Annotated in this window: 19 protein-coding genes; 12 read left to right on the plus strand and 7 right to left on the minus strand. The window is 43.0% G+C overall.

Annotated elements, in window-relative coordinates; all coding sequences use genetic code 11:
- Positions 1–23: 23 nt before the first annotated feature.
- Positions 24–1640 carry a peptide ABC transporter substrate-binding protein gene (locus tag A3K86_RS03685; protein ID WP_068327877.1) on the minus strand — a complete coding sequence of 539 codons (1617 nt, stop codon included), beginning with the start codon at positions 1638–1640 and terminating at the stop codon, positions 24–26.
- A 289-nt stretch (positions 1641–1929) separates the two neighbouring features.
- Positions 1930–2772 carry a CvfB family protein gene (locus tag A3K86_RS03690; RefSeq protein WP_068327879.1) on the minus strand — a complete coding sequence of 281 codons (843 nt, stop codon included), beginning with the start codon at positions 2770–2772 and terminating at the stop codon, positions 1930–1932.
- 198 nt (positions 2773–2970) lie between these two features.
- On the opposite strand from A3K86_RS03690, the gene A3K86_RS03695 reads away from it, so the two are divergent.
- From A3K86_RS03695 to A3K86_RS03710, 4 genes are all read left to right on the plus strand, one after another.
- Complete coding sequence (locus A3K86_RS03695; RefSeq protein WP_232321900.1) at positions 2971–4476, plus strand: hypothetical protein; 1506 nt, start codon at positions 2971–2973, stop codon at positions 4474–4476.
- Between the two features lie 238 nt (positions 4477–4714).
- Positions 4715–6229 (plus strand): protein adenylyltransferase SelO, encoded by a 1515-nt coding sequence (locus A3K86_RS03700; RefSeq protein WP_068327880.1) that lies wholly within the window; start codon positions 4715–4717, stop codon positions 6227–6229.
- Between the two features lie 184 nt (positions 6230–6413).
- Entirely contained in the window at positions 6414–7502 is a 1089-nt protein-coding gene (locus A3K86_RS03705; protein WP_084406501.1) for an acyltransferase, read from the plus strand.
- A gap of 179 nt (positions 7503–7681) precedes the next feature.
- Complete coding sequence (locus tag A3K86_RS03710) at positions 7682–8062, plus strand: hypothetical protein (protein ID WP_068327881.1); 381 nt, start codon at positions 7682–7684, stop codon at positions 8060–8062.
- A 124-nt stretch (positions 8063–8186) separates the two neighbouring features.
- Here A3K86_RS03710 and A3K86_RS03715 read toward each other — a convergent pair whose 3' ends face one another.
- A complete protein-coding gene (locus A3K86_RS03715) occupies positions 8187–9095 on the minus strand; it encodes a putative PEP-binding protein (RefSeq protein WP_068327882.1) in 909 nt (302 codons plus the stop codon).
- A 280-nt stretch (positions 9096–9375) separates the two neighbouring features.
- On the opposite strand from A3K86_RS03715, the gene A3K86_RS03720 reads away from it, so the two are divergent.
- The 5 genes from A3K86_RS03720 to A3K86_RS03740 all read left to right on the plus strand — a co-directional run bounded on the left by A3K86_RS03720 (position 9376) and on the right by A3K86_RS03740 (position 15141).
- Positions 9376–10431, plus strand: coding sequence for a 3-deoxy-7-phosphoheptulonate synthase (locus tag A3K86_RS03720; protein ID WP_068327890.1), 1056 nt, complete (start codon positions 9376–9378; stop codon positions 10429–10431).
- A gap of 94 nt (positions 10432–10525) precedes the next feature.
- The gene (locus tag A3K86_RS03725; protein ID WP_068327893.1) at positions 10526–11008 is read left to right on the plus strand and encodes a YajQ family cyclic di-GMP-binding protein; all 483 of its coding nucleotides are present in this window, start codon (positions 10526–10528) and stop codon (positions 11006–11008) included.
- 1151 nt (positions 11009–12159) lie between these two features.
- Entirely contained in the window at positions 12160–13455 is a 1296-nt protein-coding gene (locus A3K86_RS03730) for a serine/threonine transporter (RefSeq protein WP_068327896.1), read from the plus strand.
- Between the two features lie 122 nt (positions 13456–13577).
- Positions 13578–14183 (plus strand): DNA-J related domain-containing protein, encoded by a 606-nt coding sequence (locus A3K86_RS03735; protein ID WP_068327900.1) that lies wholly within the window; start codon positions 13578–13580, stop codon positions 14181–14183.
- Positions 14184–14301: 118 nt separating this feature from the next.
- Positions 14302–15141, plus strand: a complete 840-nt coding sequence (locus tag A3K86_RS03740; RefSeq protein ID WP_068327902.1) for a pirin family protein — start codon at positions 14302–14304, stop codon at positions 15139–15141.
- A 116-nt stretch (positions 15142–15257) separates the two neighbouring features.
- Here A3K86_RS03740 and A3K86_RS03745 read toward each other — a convergent pair whose 3' ends face one another.
- Positions 15258–16337, minus strand: a complete 1080-nt coding sequence (locus A3K86_RS03745; RefSeq protein ID WP_068327904.1) for a porin — start codon at positions 16335–16337, stop codon at positions 15258–15260.
- Between the two features lie 459 nt (positions 16338–16796).
- Positions 16797–17165: a helix-turn-helix domain-containing protein gene (locus A3K86_RS03750; RefSeq protein WP_068327906.1), complete on the minus strand. Its 369-nt coding sequence runs from the start codon at positions 17163–17165 to the stop codon at positions 16797–16799.
- A gap of 377 nt (positions 17166–17542) precedes the next feature.
- On the opposite strand from A3K86_RS03750, the gene A3K86_RS03755 reads away from it, so the two are divergent.
- Positions 17543–19972 carry a hybrid sensor histidine kinase/response regulator gene (locus A3K86_RS03755; protein ID WP_068327909.1) on the plus strand — a complete coding sequence of 810 codons (2430 nt, stop codon included), beginning with the start codon at positions 17543–17545 and terminating at the stop codon, positions 19970–19972.
- A gap of 112 nt (positions 19973–20084) precedes the next feature.
- On the opposite strand, the gene A3K86_RS03760 is transcribed toward A3K86_RS03755, so the two are convergent.
- A complete protein-coding gene (locus A3K86_RS03760; protein ID WP_068327911.1) occupies positions 20085–21812 on the minus strand; it encodes a chitinase in 1728 nt (575 codons plus the stop codon).
- Between the two features lie 510 nt (positions 21813–22322).
- On the opposite strand from A3K86_RS03760, the gene A3K86_RS03765 reads away from it, so the two are divergent.
- Positions 22323–22685: a hypothetical protein gene (locus A3K86_RS03765; protein WP_068327924.1), complete on the plus strand. Its 363-nt coding sequence runs from the start codon at positions 22323–22325 to the stop codon at positions 22683–22685.
- 76 nt (positions 22686–22761) lie between these two features.
- Positions 22762–23205 (plus strand): DUF411 domain-containing protein, encoded by a 444-nt coding sequence (locus A3K86_RS03770; protein ID WP_068327928.1) that lies wholly within the window; start codon positions 22762–22764, stop codon positions 23203–23205.
- 95 nt (positions 23206–23300) lie between these two features.
- On the opposite strand, the gene A3K86_RS03775 is transcribed toward A3K86_RS03770, so the two are convergent.
- A complete protein-coding gene (locus A3K86_RS03775; RefSeq protein ID WP_068327931.1) occupies positions 23301–24272 on the minus strand; it encodes a hypothetical protein in 972 nt (323 codons plus the stop codon).
- Between the last annotated feature and the right edge of the window lie 82 nt (positions 24273–24354).

Genomic DNA, 24354 nt, shown 5'->3' on the forward strand with positions numbered 1-24354 from the left:
CGGCTTGTTAAGCAATTAAATACTTATTGCGTTATATACATGTCACGAGTGAAACGAGCATCGCTGGCATTCACTTTTGAGTACCCGCCAACTTTGGTTTGTTTCAACACTGAACGAGTATAGAAATACAATGGGATCGCAGGCATTTCTTGTGCAAACACTTGCTCAGCCGTTTGATAGTATTGGTTACGCTTGCTGTTATCTGGCGCTTTAATCGCATTTGCCATCGCTTTATCGTAATCAATATTACTCCAACCAGAGTAATTCATACCGTGACTTTCAAAGTAAGATAAGAAGGTTGATGCTTCGTTATAATCCCCTACCCATGCATAACGTGCTAACTGAAAATCCTTCTCGCCCAATTTCTGTAAGAACGTTTTCCATTCTTGGTTAGCGAGCTCTACTTTCACACCAAGGTTTTTCTTCCACATAGAAGAAACCACCAGCGCCAATTTCTTATGAGACTCACTGGTGTTGTACACCAGTTCAAACTCAAGTGGGTTACTTGGACCATAACCCGCTTCCGTTAGCAGCTCTTTCGCTTTTTGATTACGCTCTTTCTGGCTTAGCTCACCCCAAGCAAGTTCAGGTGCATCAAAACCTGCCACTGACGGTGGCGTTACACTGTATGCAGGAAGCTGACCTTGACCAAGAATAATGTCAGTCACAACGTTACGGTCAATTGAGTACGCCAACGCTTTACGAACGCGAGCATCATCAAACGGCGCTTTATCCATGTTGAACAGGTAGTAATAAGTACCAAGTGACGGCATGGTTAGCAGCTCGTTCGGGCGCTCTTTCTTGATTGCGTTGTACTGCTCTAATGGGAAAGAAGAGGTAATGTCGATTTCACCGGTACGGAAACGGTTATATTCCGCAGTCAAATCTTGAATTGGTAGGTATGTCACCTTAGTGATCACAGTCTTATCGTTATTCCAGTAGCGATCATTTTGCTCTAGAACAATACGCTCATTCAGTACCCACTTAGACAACTTATAGGCACTGCTCGTGACAATATTTTCTGGTTTAGTCCAGTTATCACCGTATTTCTCGACGGCGTCTTTATAAACAGGATATGTTGATGGGTGAACCATCATCTTCGTAAAGTACGGAACTGGCTTATCTAGTGTGATTTGCAGTGTTTTCGCATCAATTGCTTTAACGCCAAGCTCATCAATCGGCTTGTTCCCCTTACTAATCGCATCTGCATTGTGGATTTGCGCCATTGTCAGATACCAAGCATAAGGTGCTGCTGTCGCCGGATTGATGGCACGTTTTAAACTATATTCAAAATCACGTGCTTCAATTGGCTTACCGTTTGACCACAATGCATCGTCACGAATGTGGAATGTATAAACCATACCAGAGTCATCGACTTCCCAGCTTGTTGCCAGTGCTGGTACCACGTTACCATCTAGGTCTTCAGTCACTAGACCTTCAAACATATCTTGAATAACGCGTGAACTCGCAGTGTCAGATGAAAACGTTGGGTCCAACGTTGGCACTTCATCGCCATTACCGCGCACCAGTTCTTGCACTTTAGCCAGCTTAACTCCAGCGGGAACCTCTGCAGCCTGAACATTGGCAGCACAAGCCATTGCCACTGCAATAGCCACTACAGAGCTTTTCAACACATTCATAGTAAATCCTTTTAGTTTTATGCCACGCCATACATCCTAATTGGCGCAACGCTTTGATACTAAGTTGTAATTTGCCTTACATGTATAACTAGAAAAATTTACATTTACTAGCCTTTTTAACTAAAAAACGCCACTAACCTGCCATTTTTTGCGCAAGCACAAAGTTAGATGAATGTATCAATAAAGAGCTAAAAACAGTGCAAATAAAAATGCCTCCCTGCACTATTTAGAAAATAGAAACAGGGAGGCATTTAGAAAACTTGTAATGCGTGAATCTACACGCTCAAGATTAATCGTTGTCGTTTAGGCGAATACCTTCACGTTCAATAACGATAAGTCCTTTCTTGTAAAGACCACCAATGGTTTTCTTAAACGTAGCCTTACTTGTACGGAACTCTTTAAAAATATCTTCCGGCGCTGACTTATCGCTTAGTGGCACAAAGCCACCTTTACGCTCAAGTGTCGTTAGGATTTTATCGGCTAGCTCATCAACACCCGCTTTACCTGCACGTTGTAGCGACAGGTTAATTTTACCGTCTGGGCGAATTTCTTTGATGTAAACTTTTAGGCTCTTACCAACGAACAACTTACCAAAAGCTTCCGTCTTAAATAGTAGACCCCAGTGCTTACCTTCGATCACAGCTTTGTAACCTAAGTCAGTAATTTCTGCGATAGTGACACGTACTTCTTCACCCACTTTATATTTCGCAGGGGTTTTATCTAAGAAGCGGTTGAACTTAGTCGAACCAACGATACGGCCAGATGCTTTATCTGTGTAGATGCGCACCATGATGTCTTGACCAACCTCTAGGCGACGACGTTGCTCACTGAACGGCACTAATAAGTCTTTCTCTAGTCCCCAATCAACAAACGCGCCCACACCACAAATACCAACCACACGTAGCAGAGCAAAATCACCTACGATCGCTTTTGGTTGTTTGGTAGTAGCAATAACTTCATCGTGCGAATCGAAGTAAACAAACACTTCAAGCTTATCACCCAGTTGAGTGTCTGCTGGAACAGACGATTTCGGCAGTAAAATATTGCCAAAGTCTTCACCACCATCAAGAAAAACGCCAAAATCAACTAATTTGACGACTTCTAATGTGTTGTATTGTCCAATTCTAATCATTTATGACACTCTCAGGGTTAATAATTTCAATAGTTTTACCGGACGCATTATACGTGATGTTCTTCACTACTGCCTGACCTATCTGGAAAAATATTGACGAAATTTCATGCTATTGACATTTAGAGCAGTAAAATCAACTGCTAAAGGTGTATGAAATCAACTAGAATAAAACAAACCAACCAGAGGTAATTTGTCAACGTGATCACTGTTGAAAAAAAAGACGGGCATAAAGTTAAAATCTCCCATGTCATTCAAGAAACGACCAATCGACAGTTAGATCTTTTCATTTTCGTTCCCGGTGAACTTGGACTAACCGATAAAATCGTTAGCGAAGACGAGTTCTACCACAATGCCATTCACGGCAAACGCACTTATTTTAGTGACGTTAACCACCTCCCGCTTGTTCACAGTCGCCTTGCCAGTCGCGGTAAACTTTCAACCGAACAATACCGTTTAAGTTTGAGTTTATTTGCCTATCAATATGCGCTAGCACTCGAGAAAACCTCTCAGCAGTTACTCGACGATAAGCAAGATCGCACCACTGAAGAAGTGGAAGAAGTCGCTCAATTAACGGTTCGTATTTTAAAGCGATTACGCCGAAGTATTCCGACCGATAAAAAGCTGCTTAAATATTACGAAAATATCGACAATTACCTTTCATGGTTCACTGAGCAGCGTTGCTTACAGTTGGTAGCTCACTTACCTCGTGGTAACGACTACAACAATATTCGCGACCTATTATTAGACGTTTGCCAAAAAGAAGCTGAGCACCGCGAAAAGCATAACTATAACTCCAGCAAAGCAATGCAAGACCCAACTCGGATGTCGAACAAAATGCGTCTTCTGCGTCGTTTGATCGAATATCCGGTAACCATGAATGAAAAAACCATCGAGCTCGGTAAAAACACCCGCAAGATCGTCACAGGTTTTGCGGCAGGTTTTGTGATGATTTTCGTTACTATCATGCTGATCAAAGCGCGTGGTGTATTGGGCGATATTACCGCCTCTTTCATTTTGGTGCTGTCTTTCATTTACGCTGCGCGTGAAGTCTTTAAAGATGACTTAAAGCAAATGCTTTGGCGCTGGGTACGTAAAGGTAAACCTAAATGGCGTAAACAATTCTCCGATGCTAACAGTGGACACCTAATCGGTCGTCAGCTTGAGTGGCTGGAATACACCCAATTCAATAAGCTCGACGCCGATATTCGTAAAGCGCGTAAACACAAGGTGTCACAGCGTGAAGAAGCCGTGTTGCATTACAAAAGCACGACCCGCATGTCGCCAACTAAATTCCTAACGGGTTATGAGCAAACTCGTGAGTCCATCATGCTTGATTTGCGTATTGTCGCCAGTTTGATGGAAAAAGGCTCGCAGCGTATTTACCACCTTAAAGATGGTCAGGTAACAAAAGATTCTGTTGAGAAACGTCATTTGATCAACTTGATCACCAAAGAAACTGATGAAGACAAAACCGTGCGAATTCAGCGCTGGAAGATCATCATGAACCGCTCCAAAGTGGTAGATATTGAGGCTATTGATCTTACGCCAAGGAAGAAGTCCTCGGCTAAAGCAACTGAAGAAGATGAGCAGCCAGCCAAGAAAGAAGAAAACAGCTTAGACTCGCTATCTGATACCAGTAAAACCAAAGAGCCTAAAAAAACGGAATCCAAGCTCGCCAAAGAGTTGCAATTACCGCAAGGGTAACAACCAAAATCAAACTCGCACTTCCACTGCTAGCGTCTGGCAAGTGCGAGTATCTATTTCTTAAATCTCAACCTTTCAGCTCTTAACACTCTAATTCCTCGTCTTACCCAACGCCTAGCCTCCTCTATCTATACTTTCTTTATCGGAAAACCGTAATAAATCCGTGGTTGTTAAATTGTTAAAAACCATTAGGGTTAGCAGCAATACCCTTTCTGGATCACTACCTACAGGATGTCGCATGGCTCGCTCGCTGGAACAACTGACTGTTAATAACACCTTTGCTCAACTACCAACGAGCTTATATACCCGAGTTAACCCTCAACCGTTAAGCGATCCTTTTCTAGTGAGTGTTAACCCGCAAGTAAGCGACATGCTCGAATTGGATGTTCAGGTCGCAGCCAGCCAAGACTTTATTGAATTATTTACTGGTAACCGCACCCTACCGCAATTTGAACCTCTCGCGATGAAGTACACAGGGCATCAATTTGGGCAATACAACCCAGATTTAGGCGATGGACGTGGTTTATTGATGGGAGAAGTCACCACTTCTACAGGCAATAAGTGGGATATTCATTTGAAAGGCTCAGGGCTCACACCCTATTCACGCCAAGGCGATGGGCGCGCAGTACTGCGTTCATCCATTCGCGAATACCTCGCCAGTGCTGCTATGCATGGCTTAGGGATTGCGACTACCCATGCTCTTGCGATTTTAACCAGCACAACACCGGTTTATCGTGAGCAAATTGAGCGCGGCGCAACACTTGTTCGCGTGGCGGAAAGCCATGTACGTTTTGGTCATTTTGAATATTTGTTTTATAGCCAGCAACACCAAGAACTCAAGCAGCTCGCTGATTATGTCATTCAGCATCACTTTCCTGAATTACTTACCACGATCAGTGATGATGAGAGCCGCTACGAAGCCTGGTTTGAGCAAGTCGTTGCCCGAACTGCAACCATGATTGCCGACTGGCAAAGTGTTGGCTTTGCTCATGGTGTAATGAATACGGATAATATGTCGATTCTCGGACTGACGTTTGATTATGGTCCTTACGGGTTTCTTGACGACTACAACCGCCACTTTATCTGTAATCACTCTGACTACTCGGGTCGATACGCGTTTAATCAGCAGCCAAGCATTGCCCTTTGGAATCTTGCTGCACTTGGTTATGCGCTTTCTCCTATTATTCAAGATGAAAAGCTCAATACGATATTAGACAGCTACGAACCACGATTGCAGGTTGAATTTAGTCAGCGTATGCGCGCCAAACTCGGGCTGACAACAAAACAAGATAATGATGCAGAGCTATTCCAAAGCCTATTCCAGCTACTTCAAGCATTGGCGCTCGATTACACCCGATTCTTCCGTACCTTAAGCCACTTAACACATGCTCGAATAGCTATCAGCCAAGACGAAATATTAAAAGCCAGTTCCGCCCAAACAACACTTTGTAGCAATAACCACGAACTACTTAGCCAATGGCTGCAATCCTATCAAGATCGCGTTGAAGCAGAATTAATACAAACCTCTGATGCTCAGCGACTCAAGGCAATGCAAGCGACGAACCCTAAATTCATTTTGCGTAACTATTTGGCTCAACAAGCAATTGCTGCGGCAGAACAAGGTGATTTCGAGAAAATTGAGCAGTTAATGACAGTGCTTTCCACCCCTTTCGATGAACATCCAGAGTTTGAGAAATTAGCGGATTTACCACCCGATTGGGGGAAAACCCTTGAGATCAGCTGCTCGTCTTAGTACGCGCACTAAAGAGAATAAAAGAAAGTTAGCGCTACGAAATTTCTCGATAGCGCTCACACTTCATGGTTAAGACTTCAACCTAGCTCTAAGTTTTCTCCTTTTTGTCACCTCTCAGGCTAGAAAACCATTCGTGCGATCGATAGCTTTTGCGAAAGACTTAATTTTTGGTATCAATTAATTCATGAGTGATCGCCTTTTCGACCTACAAGCAAAGACACAAAGCAATACAACTCAAGGACCACTAACAACAAAGCATAACTACATAGCCAGCTTTGAATGGGGACGCATGATCGCCCTATTTGCCATTATTATGATCCATTGCAGTGTGTTCTACACAACACCAGTCTTTGATGACGTTCCTTGGTTTGCATTGCTGCTAAATCAGCTTAGTCGTTTCGCAGTGCCACTCTTCTTTCTGATTGCCGGATACCTAATAGCGCCTAAATTACTGGCTACCCCTTTCCCAACCGTTAAACGCTACAGCCAAACATTGCTCAAGGTTTGGCTGGCATGGAGTCTGATTTACCTCATCGCACCTTTTAACTTAAAAGTGCTCAGTGAAAACGGCTATCTTGCCGAACGCATGGGCTATTGGCAGTACTTATTACAGCAGCCGTTAAATAGTGTTTTTGAAGGGGGAATGGTTCACCTTTGGTATATTCCAGGCTTAGTTTGTGCAGTAACCGTGATTGCTGGCTTTATACACCTAAAACAAACCCAGTGGCTTTTACCAAGCCTTATTGCACTCTACCTTTATGGGCTTATGGCTGGCAGCTATCAACCCATATTCGAGCTATCTGCACCAATATTTACCCGAAACGGTCCTTTTTTTAGTGGCTTGATGGTCGCTATTGGCTTTTATATTCAACACCAAGAGTGGCGACTCTCCCCTCTTATTGCAGGCTGTCTCGCTGTTACTGGGATGGGAATGCACTTAGGTGAGGCATTCATGCTAACTCATTATGATGTGCCATTTAATACCCATGATTTCTTATTAGGTACGCCACTGTGGGCTGTTGGTATTTTCATGCTGCTATTGGCATTTCCACAATTTGGAGCCAAGTCATCCGTAACCTCATACAGCAAGGACGTGCTTGGGGTATATCTTGTTCACATGCTCATTGTGATTTACCTATTTAACCTTTCACTATTACTCAATTGGCAAGGCAGTTGGGTCGGACTTAGTGCTGTTCCTGTGACTTTTATTATCTCTATGGGAATTACCAAGCTAATTGAAAAAACACCGCTGCGTACACTGCTATTAAGGTAAATCGACTTCGTCAATAAAGCCTGTGTGCGACACAGGCTTCCTTTCAAACACCAAAACTTCAAATTTCAAACCTTAAAGATTTGATCAACCCCACTTTTTCAGCGCTTAACTTTTAATTGCATAGAAAATAAGTCTATACCTGTTAAGTCATATTTATTCGCTGATAACAGCATGAATTAATGACAATTCAGACAATTGCGCAGAAAATCACTGAGGGCGGCATGACGAATGTAACTAAGGTATGTTTGGCTATATTGGCTTTATTTAGCTTTCTGGCTTATCAAAAACTGATCAGTGAGCCGAAAGCGCTGGAAGAAAAAGCCCACTCAGTGCTGATGCAAATGTCATGGCAAGAAGGATGGTTAGAGCCATTTGTACTCGACAACGACAATCATACCTCGGAGATCACCATTCAAAAGAAGAACAATGGTCAGCTGATTGCTAATGTCACGTTTAAGTTTTCCGATGACACCCACCAGATCTGCAAGCATTTATCTTATAGCTTTACGAACGATCCACTTGCTGACTACGAGTTATTGTCACAGCAAGATTGCTTATAGTGCCCTCTTATCCCCACACTGTTCGCTCGATTCGCGGTATTAGAAAATACCCCAATAGCAAAAACGCCCTAAGTGGGCGTTTTCAATAATCTTGTCTAAGTAAGTGATAACGTTATTCTGTTTCTTAATCTGCCTTCAAGTAACTAGCTTTGATCACCTGACTCACGCCCTGCTCATGTAACCAATGAACAAGCTTTGGTGAATCATCGAGATGACGACTTACCACTTCACACGGCTTACCTGCTTTTTCAGCGGCTTTTAAGCTATGGCGAAGCAAAGTTAGCACCGCTTCATTTTGCTCATCATACAGGTATGTCAGATCTTGATGCTCAGGATCAAGCGCAAGAGTAAATTGCGCTAGCACGTCGATATCGACCACCAGACCATCGAAATATTGTAAGAACTTCTCAGCCAGCAGTGCGTTCGCAGGTAACTCAACAAACAGGTGTACTTTTAAACCCTGCGCACCTCGACATAACCCTTGTTCCGCCAAAATATCAATCACAGTTGCCGCTTCACTGAATGTGCGGACAAAAGGGATAACCAATTCGATATTGTGTAGCTTCTCGCCCATTCTCGCTCGCTTAATCGCTTCACAATCGAGCTCAAAACTAGGGCGATGATAGGTATTAGCAAAACGCGATACACCACGTAAGCCCATCGCAGGATTCACTTCTTGTGGCTCTAACTGATTGCCTTGCTGCTGGCGTCGACTTGAGGATTCCACGCCTGATAGCGCGACACGTAAGACTTGCTCTTTATTAGCCTGCTGTTGTGCTGCTTTAATCAATATGTTTGCAAGTTCGCTGACATAATATTCAGCGGCAGGCATGTCACCACACTCTTTAGCAAGCTCTGCTTGTTGGTCAGCATCGAGATCATGACTACGGGAATACACATAAGGGTGAAACGCGAAATGATGGCGAACAAGATCATCTATTGACACCAAACCAATAGGGTCAGTTTGTTGCAATTGTTCAACCTGAGTCAGTACATACGTGGTGTTTAACGGTATTGCGGTAGGGTTTGTCATAAGGCTCTAATTGCACTCCTATCATCCATGACGAAAACAAGAATTAGCATTTGCAACATGACGTATATGTAGGGGATTAGCAAGAAAAATTGAAAGGATTTATTCACCTTATCTATTCTTAACCGAGATAGCTGGATAACGAATAATTACGGAATCGTAACAAAGCGATGGATTTTTTGGGAAAAACTTACGTCATATCACATGTTTGGTTTATTCCTGACGTCATTTGGGCTATCTTAACGCGTCGTTAATTTGAGATACCAAGGTAGGCAAACGTATTATGCCAATGAAAACCGATGAACTCCGTACCGTTAGCTTAGGTGCGATGCCTGCACCAGCTGAAGTTGAAGCTGCCTACCCTATTACAGATGAAATCGCAGACCATGTGGCCCAGTGTCGTCGTCAAGTAGAGCAAATCCTTGCCGGTGAAGATAACCGACTGCTTGTTATCGTAGGTCCATGTTCGGTGCATGATACCGATGCCGCATTAGATTACGCTAAGCGTCTTGCTGATATTCAAGACCAATACAAAGACGAACTTTGTATCGTAATGCGTACCTACTTTGAAAAACCACGCACGGTTGTAGGTTGGAAAGGTTTGGTATCAGATCCGCACCTAGATGGTAGCTTGGATCTTGTTGCTGGTTTACATAAAGCGCGTAAGCTGTTGGTTGATATCAACAAGCTTGGCTTAGCCACCGCAACTGAATTCCTAGATATGATTACTGGTCAGTACATCGCAGATCTTATTTCTTGGGGCGCTATTGGTGCGCGTACCACTGAATCACAGATTCACCGTGAAATGGCATCTGCTCTGTCTTGCCCAGTAGGCTTTAAAAACGGTACAGATGGCAACATTAAGATTGCTGTTGATGCAATTCGCGCAACACGTGAATCTCACATTTTCTGCTCGCCAGCAAAAGATGGTCAAATGACTATCTACCGCACATCAGGCAATCCTTATGGTCACGTTATTCTTCGTGGCGGTAAAGCGCCTAACTACCATGCTGAAGATATTGCGAACTCGTGTCAGACATTGGAAAGCTTTGAGTTACCTCCACGTCTGATTGTCGATTTCAGCCACGGTAACTGTCAGAAACAGCACCGTCAGCAATTGAATGTAGCGGAAGACATCTGCCAACAAATTCGTAATGGCAGTACCTCGATTGCTGGTATTATGGCTGAAAGCTTTATCGTTGAAGGTAACCAAGCAGTAAATGGTTGTAAGCTTAGCGAGCTAACGTATGGTCAGTCGATCACCGACCCATGTATTAACTGGGACGATACCGTTACCATGCTTGATATGCTGGCTGATGCGATTAAGCACAAACAATAATTTTGACTAAAGGGGCTAAGCCCCTTTTTCTTATACCAAGTTGTACAATCACCATTACGCTTGGTAATAACTTGATAAAACTAGGAATCTAGACATGCCTTCTTTTGATATTATTTCTGAAGTCGATTTGGTTGAAGTAAGAAATGCGGTAGACAACTCTGCACGTGAACTAGAAACTCGTTTCGACTTCCGTGGTGTTGATGCAAGTATCAAACTAGAAAAAGATGCAGTTAAAATTACAACTGAATCAGATTTCCAATTAACTCAGCTTGTGAGTATTCTTCGCAGCAACCTAGCAAAACGTTACGTTGACGCACAATCTATGGAGCAGAAAGAAACAACCCGTACAGGTAAGTCTTTCTCTTGCATAGTTGAGTTCAAGCAAGGCGTAGATCAAGCCGTTGCTAAAAAAGTGGTTAAACTGATTAAAGATGCGAAGCTAAAAGTTCAAGCTTCTATCCAAGGCGATAAAGTTCGCGTAACGGGCAAGAAGCGTGATGATCTTCAAGCGACAATGGCACTGATCCGCGAATCTGATCTTGGTCAGCCATTCCAGTTTGACAACTTCCGTGACTAATTGAACGCGACGTCAGTTACTATTTAATACTGACGGTTCAACTTAGCCTAAAACGCGCAGCTTTCCGCTGCGCGTTTTTTATTATCTGTCATCCTAAGGGCACACTTTGGCATCAATTTATCTCACACTATTAAAGCAATCTACGCCCAATTCTTCCTGATATTTATGCATCAAAACCTTCGCAAAAAACAGCAAACTACCGCTCCCATATACCTCTTAGTTATTCTCCGTTTACCTCTAAATAACACTCAATTTAACACTATGTGAAGTGTAATCAGATAAAACTCAGGTAGAAGAAACGAATACTTGACGTTTAAAAAAGATAGCGCTATTTCGCTGCATTAATACCGTACTTATACCAAGTAAAATTAAGCTTAATCTAAAATCGCAGTTCAGCTATCAGGTCAAACACGCGAGCCACGCATAAGCTGCTCATCTTCTACAACCCCGTACAGCAAGCATCCTCGCACACACATCACTCAACACGGCCATCAATACAACTATTATCTTAGCGCATGATTTCATATTAAATTAAAAGTAAAACATAAGTTACGAAACCTACTGAATAAGCGAAAAGGCAATTATCGGTAGATATAATTTGAATTAATTTATTTGTCACCATTAATTATTTTTTAATAAAAAGAACAGACGCGACGAATAAAGTATCGCATCGCTCAATATACCAACAGCAAACACCAAATCATTTGTTATACAAATGATAATTTTTGCTCAATCGATACATAACTTGTCAGAAATCAATAGTTGTACTACGCCTAATCCCCTATACTCCTTCCCGTCATCAGGGTTTCATTAGTATTTATAAGGTTTTAATTAGAGATACACAGCACACATTGGCATTAGTCGCACAATTTGGCCGCATGGATACGCATGAATGACTCAGGACCCGTCACTTGTTTAACTTTGAGAATTATCTGAATTTCCCTTCCGTTACTCAACTTCACCAACCGCTTCTTTTCTTGTCTGTACAGTAAGTACTACACGTCAATGCTCACTGCTTGTTATCGGTTCGTCACTGACGAAACATGGATGCATTACTTTTTCAGTCCAACTCATCAATTGGGCAGTACGAGTATCACTAGCGAAGACCCTTTGAAGGCTATATCAATATACCTATAAAGGAGATGTCCATAATGGACACTGTGAAAAACAATACTGTTGACTCTTCATCATCAAACAGCGCAGCCAAACTTGGCTGGAGCAAAAACGATACTATCTGGGTTCTAGGCCTATTTGGTACCGCCGTAGGTGCAGGTACACTATTTTTGCCAATCAACGCAGGTGTGGGCGGTCTTATCCCACTAATCGTAATGGCACTACTTGCTCTACCTATGACTTTCTTTGCTCACCGTGGTATGACGCGCTTTGTTCTATCAAGCTCTAACCCAGGCGCAGATATCACTGAAGTAGTAGAAGAACACTTCGGTGCAGGCATGGGTAAAGTAATCACCCTACTTTACTTCTTTGCTATCTACCCAATTCTATTGGTTTACAGTGTGGCACTAACTAACACAGTTGAAAGCTTCATGCTTAACCAACTGGGTATTGAGCCACCAGCACGTGCAATTCTTGCATTCGTTCTTATCGTTGGTCTAATGGCTGTTGTTCGTCTTGGTGAACAACTAATCGTTAAAGCAATGAGCGTGCTAGTATTCCCATTCGTTGCTGTACTACTAATGCTTGCGCTTTACCTTGTTCCTTACTGGAACGGTGCAATCTTCGATCAAGTAATGCCAGCAGAAGGCGGCATCAGCACTATCCTAATGGCAGTATGGCTGATCCTTCCAGTAATGGTATTCTCGTTCAACCACTCTCCTGTGATCTCTTCTTTCGCTGTTGCGAAACAAAAAGAGTACGGTGAGCAAGCAGAGAAGCAATGTTCTCGCATTCTTGCTCGCGCTCACATCATGATGGTTATGGTTGTTATGTTCTTCGTATTCAGCTGTGTACTAAGCCTATCGCCTGCAAACCTTGCAGAAGCAAAAGCGCAGAACGTTTCTATCCTAACTTACCTATCAAACCACTTTGATACACCGACTATCGCTTACGTTGCGCCAATCGTTGCTATCATCGCAATCACTAAGTCTTTCCTTGGTCACTACCTTGGTGCAAGTGAAGGTCTAAATGGTCTGATCGTTAAGCTGGCTCGTGACCGCAACAAAGAAATCGGTCCTAAGAAACTGAACACTATCACTGCGCTATTCATGCTTGTGACTTCTTGGGCTGTTGCCACTATCAACCCAAGTATCCTTGGTATGATCGAGAGCCTAGGTGGCCCTATCATCGCGATGCTACTGTTCATCATGCCGATGTACGCAATCAAGAAAGTACCTTCAATGCGTAAGTACTCTGGCGCACTAAGCAACATCTTCGTGACGCTAATCGGCCTGATCTCTATCTCTGCAATCTTCTACTCACTTGCACAGTAAGAGCTCAACACGCTAACAGCGTAACCGAGTAAACACTAAGGCCATCATTTGATGGCCTTTTTTGTACCTGACGTCCCTAAGTCTGCTAGAGTAATAGCAAAGTTATTAATAAAAAGAACACGATGAATATTGAGCAGTACTCTGAATACGATAACCCTCTCATCTGGCCTATGATTTCGATCTTAAAGCAGCAACCAAGCGGCTGGATGATCCATACCCTCGCCGATGAACTAAAACAACGCGGGATATTGTCTCAGCTTGATGAGAACGCAGAAAAAGACCTGTTCAAACGCAACTTCTTATTAATGAATGCTCTTTATCAGCTGCAAGAGATGCTGCTACCTAAGCAATGGCTGCAAGCGCAAGCCATGGATATTTGCTTAATGGCGAATACAAGTAGCCATGAACACCAGATCGATAACGATGATCCTTTGCGCAGCTACTATCTTGACTGGCAAAACTATGATGCCGATACAGATACTATCCAGTCATTGCTGTCTTCATTTTGGCGTCGATACCAAAGCCATATAGGCAATAATCCATCGCCATCCTCGCTACAAGCACGCCCAGAAGATCTCGCGTTATTTGACCTCCCTCATGATGCATCTTCCGCTCAAATACGCCGACAATGGCGTAAGTTAGCCCTACGCTGGCACCCTGACCGCCCTAATGGTGACGCCGAAAAATTCCGTGATATTTGTGAAGCATGGCAGCGGCTTCAAAACTAACCGCCTTCATTTGGGCAAATATCTCTGTTCGATTTTTTTGAACAAGCTGTTCGTTTTTACCCCCTGTTATCACGCCCTGTCGCCTCCTACACTCTAGACATAAACGTTGGAGGCAATTATGGCTTATCGCAAAGTACATCAAATTATTCAATCTCACTCTTCTGCTGATGGTGATGGCGTTCGTATTCAGCGTGTTCATGGCTTCGATAACCCTCACTTTAGCCCGTTCTTAATGATCGACGAGCTAAAGTCAGTATCGCCCGATGATTACGTCGGAGGTTTTCCACCTCACCCACATCGTGGTATTGAGACGTTAACCTACATGCTAAGTGGTCATTTTCAGCATAAGGATCACATGGGTAATGTTGGGGAGCTTCGTGATGGTGGCGCACAATGGATGTCAGCGGGTAATGGTGTGATCCACAGTGAAATGCCGATGATGACCGATGGTCAATTGCATGGTTTTCAAATTTGGATCAACTTACCTGCGGTTAAAAAGAAAGACCCCGCGCAATATCATGACTTCCAAACCGAGGTTATTGCAGAGAAAACCCTGCCAGACCATAGCCTAGTAAGAGTCATTGCAGGTGACTTAACGATTAAAGGTGACACTGTCACTGGACCACTTCAGCAAACCGGTGTACCTCTGACAGTCGCTGATTGGCGAACGCAAGGCGCAGCCAATATTTCAGCCTGCCTCAACCCTGAATACCAAACTATGGTGTACGTATATAAAGGAACGATCACAATCGGCGGCAAGCACATCGAGCAAGGACAACTAGCTTTGCTGTCTGAAGGTGAAGGACTGGCAATGGCAGCCAGTGATGCTGCTGGTGTGTTGTTACTATCAGGCACACCGATCAATGAGCCTGTAGTGCACTATGGACCGTTTGTGATGAACAGTATGGATGAAATTAATCAAGCGATTGAAGATTACCAGAATGGAACCTTGGTTTAATAATCATGCTATTTTCCAATACGGCATCATTCAACTAGCAATAAACAGGTAAAACAAAGCCCTCGCTCGAGGGCTTTGAATCAGAAGTTACTGATTAAAGTCTAAGTAGTAACAACCTAGAAAATGTATGCGAAGTTGAAACCGCCACCATTGTCAGTTTGGCTTGAGTTCGCATTAAACTCATTGAGTTTATTTTGCTTCGCTTCAAACGTCAGAATGGTTTCTGGCGTGAAAGCATAAGCTACGCCTAACGCATATACTTGACGCTCACCACCGATGCCTTTGTCGTTCTCTTTAAAATCAACATGAGATGCGTAAGCATAAGGACGGAAGCCTGATGCAAACGCGTAGTGTGCATAGACATCCATCGCGTCAGCATCAGCCCACTTCATCTCGCTATTGCCACCCTGCAACCCTGCTTTGTGGATCTTATTACCTTTGGTGTAAACCGCTGACACCTTCAAACCATCACGCACGTACTGACCACCAAAAGTGGCCGCTTTTTGCTTGTCGCCATCTTTTAAGCCATTTACATCAGCACCACCGTCCACACTCACCTTGTTCTCAAGGTACGCAACACCTAAGCTCAAACCAAAATCAAAGTCGTAGCTAGTTGATGCTGCATAGTTGTGTGCACGTTTAATATCACCAGTCTCACCTTGGCTAGTGAAACCGTAGTGTGCAGATACATTCAGACCGTCACGGTTGTAGCGGTAAGCGACCAGATTGTCACCGCGCCCCGTTGCTGCAAAACCACCATCTGTGCCCTCAGAGTAAATTGGGGTCGCGTCAGGATCGATAATCACCAGGTTATCCATGTAGCGCGCAACATCATGGTAAGCTGACCACTGTTTACCAAAACGCAGGCTACCCAATTGCTCATTTTTTACCGTGACATAACCCAAGCGATTGCGGAAATTACTCTTACCAGACGTTGGTGAGTTTAAAAACTGATCCCACTCTAATTTGGCATCGATACTAGTGTCTGCATTTATTTGACGTTCAAAACCAAAGTTTAGGATGCTACGACCTGCAGAGAAGATTTCATCATCTCCCCATTTAGGCTGGAAAGCGTCTAATACAAACACGCCACCAACATCAAATTTGTTCTGATCATCTTGATAAACAGTCATTGCAGAAACTTGGCCTGCTACTAAAAGGGATGTGATCAATAATGCTGATTGTTTTAATTTCATTCTATACAACTTCTTTTGAATGATGGTTCTTAATTGAGTTCAAGTGACTTTATTGCTAATTGCATTTATTTGCTAAATACAACCAGTGCCTTAAAAGTAATTAAATGCCACAACCAATAGGTTATTAATAAAGTTAATTACTAGAAAGAAACGCTCTTGCCGTTCAAGAGCAAAAACAAAGTAACAGATCTAAAAATAAATTGTAATAGCAAACTAGTACAAAATTACTTAAATTTCTCAATCTAAAAACAAATCATTAAAAATCAATCACATAAAACCAAAAACAAGCATTACCAATATTAATAACACCTGCACAAGAAAAAACAAAAGCAATAAACACACACCAAAGCAATTTAACACCACCAATCGAAATCAACGATACCATTAAGATATAAAAAAACGCCCAATGAAAATCATCAGGCGTTTTTTAGAAACTAAGGTATTAATGCTTATTATGATTTAATGTGCTGTCGCTTCAGTTACGCCGTGCTCATATTCAACAATCAGCTGATTACCACTGTAACGAACATTGCGGATTTCACCGTCCAAAATATAACGGTTAGTCACTAGAACGCTTCCTGCCGAGCTTGCACTGCCTATATTCTTACGCAATGACGGGAGTGTTAATAATGGGTCTACACCAATATATTCACAGAATTGATTAACAAACTTATGTTCTAGCGGTAATTTCCCACGAAGAATATCAGAAAATACAAGCTGACTAATGCCTAGCTTTTTCGCCATCTCAATTTGAGTCACGCGCATTTTCGCCTTATAGCTCATCCATGTGTCATGTAAAATTTGTTGGTCTTCTTCTGTATATTGCATATCCCAAAATCCTGCCACTTCGCCGTTTGTTGCCAGTCTATGTCAGCTACTGCTTAAGGCTCTTGCGGCCTATGCTGACTGGCGTTGAGTTAATGCAAATATTAAAACCGATAGCCCTCGCATAAATGTCAGGACAAAGTAAGGCTTGGTAAATTCTTGCGCTTGCTTCACAACAAAAAAGCACTGTCATTGCTTTACTCATTATGAGGACATCAAGCATCATCAGTTGAAACTGGTTTTATATCTCATATCGCTAAAAAACAATGCGCAAGCCGTTTTTCAATGTGCGTTAATACTAATATTACAATCGTATTAAATGCCTGCTAACGCTATGTATTCTTATTGATTGCCTCATTATCGTTTCAAGGAAGAGTTCGATGACAAAGACTAAAAACCAATCCATTCAAACACTGCTCTACTGGGGAGGCGGTGTGATCCTCACTTTGGTAATAGTTTTCTTCTATGCCACTAACCTACTAGAGAAAGAAGAAAGCGCTTTACATCAACTTCAATTAGATATTGCTACTTCTTCTCAGCAAATGTTGATGATGCGCCGCCATGAGAAAGACTTTCTGGCGCGCCAAGACGATAAATACATAGAGAAGATGGAGCAAGAAGCAAACGCCATCCGTCAGCAACTGCATAATATCAATGCAAATTTAGAAGCTCACAAACTCAACGCAAACTACGATAGTGAGAATACTCTCAACGCCATTGATGCTTATGTCAGCCAATTCAATCGGCTAACCAATACTGTTTTTCAAATTTATGGTACTGACAACAACAATATCGGCTATATCGATGAACTTAAACAAGCGACTTTAGACTTTGAACGCCGTGCTTTTACTGTTAATGATGAAGCCTTAACTTATCAACTTATTGATACTCAAGAGTTACTGATCGCCTTTTTCAAAGACTTTGACACACGCTTACTTAACGATATTGATCGTTCCTTGTTAGTCCTTGAACAGACAATCCAGCGCCATAGTAATAACGAAGCATTACAAAATGAGTTTATGGCGTTTTCTAGCAACTATTACCAACTACGCGGTGGCTTTGAAACCTTGGGTTATACCCATAATCTTGGCCAACTTGGCGATTTGCGCTCAACCATTCATCGTGTAGAGGCGAACCTCAATACGCTTTATAACTTGATCCCTATTCTGATCAAAAAAGAGCTTTCAAGCTATCACATGTATAGCTACCTATTGGCAGGGCTGCTTTGCATTGCAATTATTATGGTTTTGATGTTTGTCATTCGTGCGATTGGACAACTAGAAACCGCCTTGATCAGCTCAAAAGAAAAAGAGACTCGTGCCAACCGTGCCAAGAGTTCGTTCCTTGCCAATATGTCTCATGAAATTCGCACTCCTCTCAACGGCATTATTGGGATGACCGAAATCTTAAGTGATTCAAAGTTATCGGCTATTCAAAAAGATTACCTCACGACCATCAATGCGTCTTCGCAGACTTTGCTGATGCTTATTAATGACGTACTCGATTTGTCGAAGATTGAATCAGGCAACCTTGAAGTTAATGCGCATACCTGTGATCTAAAGGAAATCATCTACGATACCGCAGCTCTTATTGCTGCTAAGGCTCAGCAAAAACAAGTCGATATTGTGGTGAATTTGGAAGGCCATATCCCTGATTATGTTCGCGCTGATGAGCAAAAAGTCCGACAGGTTTTAATGAACCTTGCCTCGAATGCCATCAAGTTTACTCAAACTGGTTCGGTGACGTTTAGTTTGCATGCTGGTGAAGAAAACGAACAATTACAAGAGTTCTTCTTCTCAGTGAAAGACACAGGGATAGGTATTGAAAAGAGCAAACATGCTCAGGTGTTTGAAGAATTTAAGCAAGAAAGCAGCAGCACTTCTGCCAACTTTGGCGGGACAGGACTTGGCCTCGCGATATCATCAAAAATGATCAAAATGATGGGTGGCAAAATAGAAATTGAGTCTGCCAAAGGTGAAGGCAGTGAGTTTTACTTCACAATCCAACTCGCTAAAGATCCAGAAACTCGTTCACGCAAAAGTGTCAGTAAAAGCTTGGTTTACTGTAGCCCAAACGCAGATCAGCTCTTAGTCCAGAACTTAAAAACATTTGGTTATCCATTCGACATTGTGGCATCACCAGATGAAATCAGTCCTGAACTCAACAAAGATACCGTGATCGTATTAGATACACGCTTCTATGGTGACAAGGTAGAGGCTCTTCATCAAAAGTACCCTGAGCTCCCAATTCTAGTCGCACGAAACAATAACTCAGAAAAGCCTGACTATGGCGATTGCACCGCGGGTTATATTACCCTGCCGCTGCTGGGTAACCGTCTCGATACTTTGATTAAGTCTGCCAAAGTGCATGATGAAGATCAGGATGTGAATACAGATATTGAACCGGTCGCTAACGAAACAAAAGACGGCTTAGTGCTGATTGTGGAAGATAATGTCGTCAACCAGAAAGTGGTCTCAGTGAACCTCAAACGCCTTGGCTACCAATTTGAAATTGCCAATAATGGCCAAGAAGCCGTTGAGAAATACAAAGCTAACCACCGTGAAACTTCTTTGGTTTTAATGGATTGCATGATGCCAATCATGGACGGTTTTGAAGCTACCACCAAAATTCGTGAGTATGAGCAAAACGAGCACTTAGGTTCGACGCATATCATCGCCCTTACCGCTTCTATCTTAGATGACGATATACAGCGTTGTTTTGACTCAGGCATGGATGACTACCTACCGAAACCCTTCCGCCGCGAAGTCTTGATCGAAAAACTTGAAAAGCATGCGGTGTGCGAAGCTTAACCTTTACTAACCAAACGATAAGCAAAAATAAACGGCCTTAAACTGAGTTTAAGGCCGTTATTCGTTAAGAACTAAGATGTTACTAACTAATTAGCACACGTAAGTAAGGCGCTTATGCCGCTCCTTTGCATACCTCTTCGTTCCAGAACCAGTTTGAAGCCGTTGGTGTTTCCCAAACGCCAGGGTTGTTCTGCGCAACAAAACACTTACCAGCATTCGTTACTTTGTCACCATTGTTTACCTTAGTCACACCCGCTTGCCATTGGATGTAGCTTGGATCTGGCGTTGGTTTAGGATCCGGTGTTGGCTCTGGTTTTGGATCCGGCGTTGGGTCTGGCGTCGGTTCAGGGTTTGGCGCTGGGTTAGGACCTACAGGGCAAGTAAACTCATCCCAGAACCAGTTTGACTGTGTTGGGGTATCCCACACACCAGGGTTATTTTTCGCAGTAAAGCACTTATTGTTATAAGTCACTTTATCGCCATTGTTAACCTTAGTTTGTCCTGGTACCCATTTAGTAATATCACCCGGTGTTGGATCTGGGCCAGGGTTTGGACCCGGTCCTGGACCTGGTTCGATAGAATCAACCACACGTACTTTCGGCCAACCTGCATGCGACTCATAGAAATTAGTTACACACTTCTCATAATCGCCCGGAACAAGCGCTGAGTATGCAGTTTGGAAACCAACTAACGAACATTCAAACGACTTACCTTCAGGACGATCTGGGTAATACTTCCAGTTACCATCCCAGTTGGTGTACAACACGTCAGTCGCGCCATTTAGGTTCAAACTCGCATAAGGTGTTTGTTGCCAACACGTGTTCACTTCGTCAGCTTCAACAGGTACATGGTAGTGAGAAGAAAGCCCTTCCCAGTACTTCACGCGGTTAACTGGCTGACCTTTATCTTTGTTTTGCTCACCACATTCAATACCGCCGTTAATCACATTAATTGTGGTACCAAAGCCGAAACCAATACCCGCGTCAATTTCACGTTGTGATGGCTTCCAAGTACGGTCAATAACGTGCAGCATTGCTGGTTTTGGCGCTTGAGGTGTTAAGAAGAACCAAATTGCTGAAGCCAAGTTCAACCAAGAATCCGCGACTAACCCTGGGTTATCAAGCAAAACAGTGGCGTCACCGTCGTACATGACCTCAGAGAATGCCCCATAGTTAAAGTGGTAAGAAAGCTGTTTCGCGCCACGTCCAAAATAGCCCTGACCCGCTGCACATGGCCATTTTTTGTTCTGCCAGTCATTTTGACCACAGCCTGTGCGGTAGCCTTCCTGACCTTCAGACCACCCCATTTCACGAACGTGCACAAGTGCTTGCTGCCACTCTTCCAAACCAAGCGGGTTATCCCAATGGTTATCTTTAGAGATATGACCACCGGTTTCTTGAGCAAAGTGGGCAAAGGCTGTCACGATAGATTTTTTACAAATCGCATCAGCATCACGACCATCGGTGTAGTCGCCACAGAACGCAGGGAATTTACCAATCGCACGAAGGAAACGTGTATAGGTATATTCAGGTGCAGCCATCTTAGTTAAGAAGTCCCATTCAGCGTATGGGAACACACGCTCTGCTCGTTTAACGTTAACAGGGTTTGTTGCCAAGCCCGGTTCAATCGCTTCAACTTGGGCATTCGGCAAAGTACGTAAAGCTTGCGCCCATACACCGTACATTGGATCCGCCGTTTTTTGTTTTTCAACGGCCTCAACATCCGCACGTGAAATGATGTAACCACCCGGTACCTGAGGATCTGGCTGGATGTTCATTGCAAAGCTGTTTGCAGCAAGGCTGCACCCAACAAGCACTGGGAGATATTTCAGCTTAATCATTCTATAGTCCTTTAATTTATTACCACTGGCAGCCTGAGCATGTTTTCCAAACAGCCAAGCCACACGATGGCACAAACACGTTATGCAAAGTACGTTTCACGTAAGTGCTTTTCTGCCCGTCCGCTTCATGAATCTTGGTTAAGCCAATCGCTTTTTCCTTAACGACGAATAACAGCCTAATGCACTTATTTCGCTCAACAAACCTAGAATAATTCGCTTTTTACAAACTTGGTTATATTCTCGAAAAAAGAGATTAAATCTTCGAGTAACATCTTATGCCAGCATGATGTAAAACAGCCGCTTACATCGAGTATTGAAGCACGGTCAGACTATGAATTAAGCATCAAAGCTTTGCTTTACTTCCTCCATAAATACGCTCTGCGAAAAGTTGTGATCTTGAGCAAATGACGCAGCAAACCAAAGAATTATCTTCCCTAATAATAAATCGTACGTATAATTTACGAAGATCACTATTTGGCTCGAATACGTCACAAAAAGGAGGAGCACACTATGAAGCTATTTCAGCGTTTCATTTCACAGTGGTTAATAACTGCTCTTCTGCTGACCTTATTTCCTCTTTCAGCCAATGCCATGCCTTACTCGACACAAACGTTACTGTCTCACAGTGAGATGACGTGTTGCGGTGACATGGTTATGCAAAGTGATGATGGCTGTCTATCATCACATACGGCAGGCGATATGGCATCCCACTGCCAAAGCCCAGATTGTCATTCTACGACCTCATCGGTCGCTGCTTTATTCGCTTACCCGTTTTCTTTAGATGCAATGCCAGAAAGCCATGATTATGGCGATCCTATTGCTCAAGTCTTTAACTATTCAGAACGCATCCTGCGTCCTCCAATGTCACGATAAATCACAGTTACCTTTTTAACTCATGGCGAATTTTCGCCGTGAAAAATTGATTTATTTTGATAATTTGGAGTTCGTTATGAAATTTTCTCACCTAGTTGCTGTATCTCTACTTTCTGTTAGCTCACTGTCGATGGCTAGCACCATCAAGGGTACAAACTACCAATCACCTTACTGCGGCTGTTGCGGTGCTTGGGTTGAACATATGGAAGAAAATGGCTTCGATTTAGACGTAGTGAAAACCAACGAAATGGCCCCGATAAAAATCAAGCTAGGTCTAACACCTGAACTGGCGTCTTGCCACACGGCACAAATCGATGGTTACACATTCGAAGGGCATGTGCCGGCAGCAGAAATTAAGAAGTTCTTGGCTAAGAAACCAAAACGTGCCATTGGTCTAACAGTACCGGGCATGCCGATGGGCTCTCCGGGTATGGAACAAAATGGTGTTGAGCAGCCTTATGAGGTTCTTGCTTTTGATAAAAATGGGAAGACTATGGTGTGGTCGCGCCATAACCAGTAATCACATTTCTTTTTTACAACTGTTACAAGCGGTTGTTTAAAGCTGATAAAAAACAGCCCAGCAAATGCTGGGCTGTTTTCATTTTAATCGAACAATTATTTACTCGCGAACAAGTCTCGATTAGGGTCTTCGTACTCAGCCCATTGCGGATCATTCTCTCTATGCTCAAGGTAGATCTGCAAACCATTAAAATAGGTAAAGGCGACCATTTCTGAGTCTTGCTCAAAGTGAGCAAAAAACCCCTCTTCTTGCTGCGCTAGCTTTTCAAGAGTATCGATACCTCGCTCAAGCGCCCACTGAATGGCATGCGGCGAAACCATAGTACGAAATAAGATTAACTCTTTAATTTCAGATAACGGTATCTCTCGCTTGGCATCGCTCGATATAGACTGATCAGCCACTGATGCATTTGCCGCTTCCTCTGCCAACAGGGCTTTTAAACTCTCAATGCTAGCTTTAATCTGCCCTTCCGAGTAACCATACGAAGTTTTACAAAAACGTAAGGCATAAGCCATTTTCTCACGGCCCACTAACTCAATAACCTGCTCTAAATAAGGCTGAGGAATGCCATGGCTCAACGCGAGTTGCTTCACTGCATGTTGTAATCCGGTATAACGGATACCATCAAACTCAAATTGGAAAGCGTTGCTAATACCAGCAACAGGCATACCATCTATGCTGACAGGCCAACCTTGGTAGTTAACCCGCGCTTTGGCGATTTCAAACATCATCCAAGCACTTTCACGAAAGCCTTCCAGCGCTTTACCTTCAAACTCACAATCTTCTAACTCTTCTTTGGTCCAATTAATGCCAATTTGAAGATGCTTAGCATAGCGCTTATGAAGCTGCTCTTTGACCTTATCACGTAGCAAATCCAAACTGCTCACTTTAATCCCTTTGCAGCAATTAAAGCACTCCTGACAACTAGGGATCAATAAAGGCTCACTTTGATGCTCATAGTTAGGGTTAGGCATAAAGCCAAACGAGTCATAGTAGGGTTCACCACAAAACCAACAGGTATGGCGATATTCAAATGGGATATCAATGGCATGATGTTGCGATGTCATGATGAGGTCTTCTTCTAAGCTTAAAACCAAGCGGTCGTGTTACTGATATTATGCTAAGCCCAATCTGATTCCTCAAGGTACA

It is taken from the genome of Photobacterium jeanii, from assembly GCF_001650345.1.
Taxonomy (GTDB): domain Bacteria; phylum Pseudomonadota; class Gammaproteobacteria; order Enterobacterales; family Vibrionaceae; genus Photobacterium; species Photobacterium jeanii.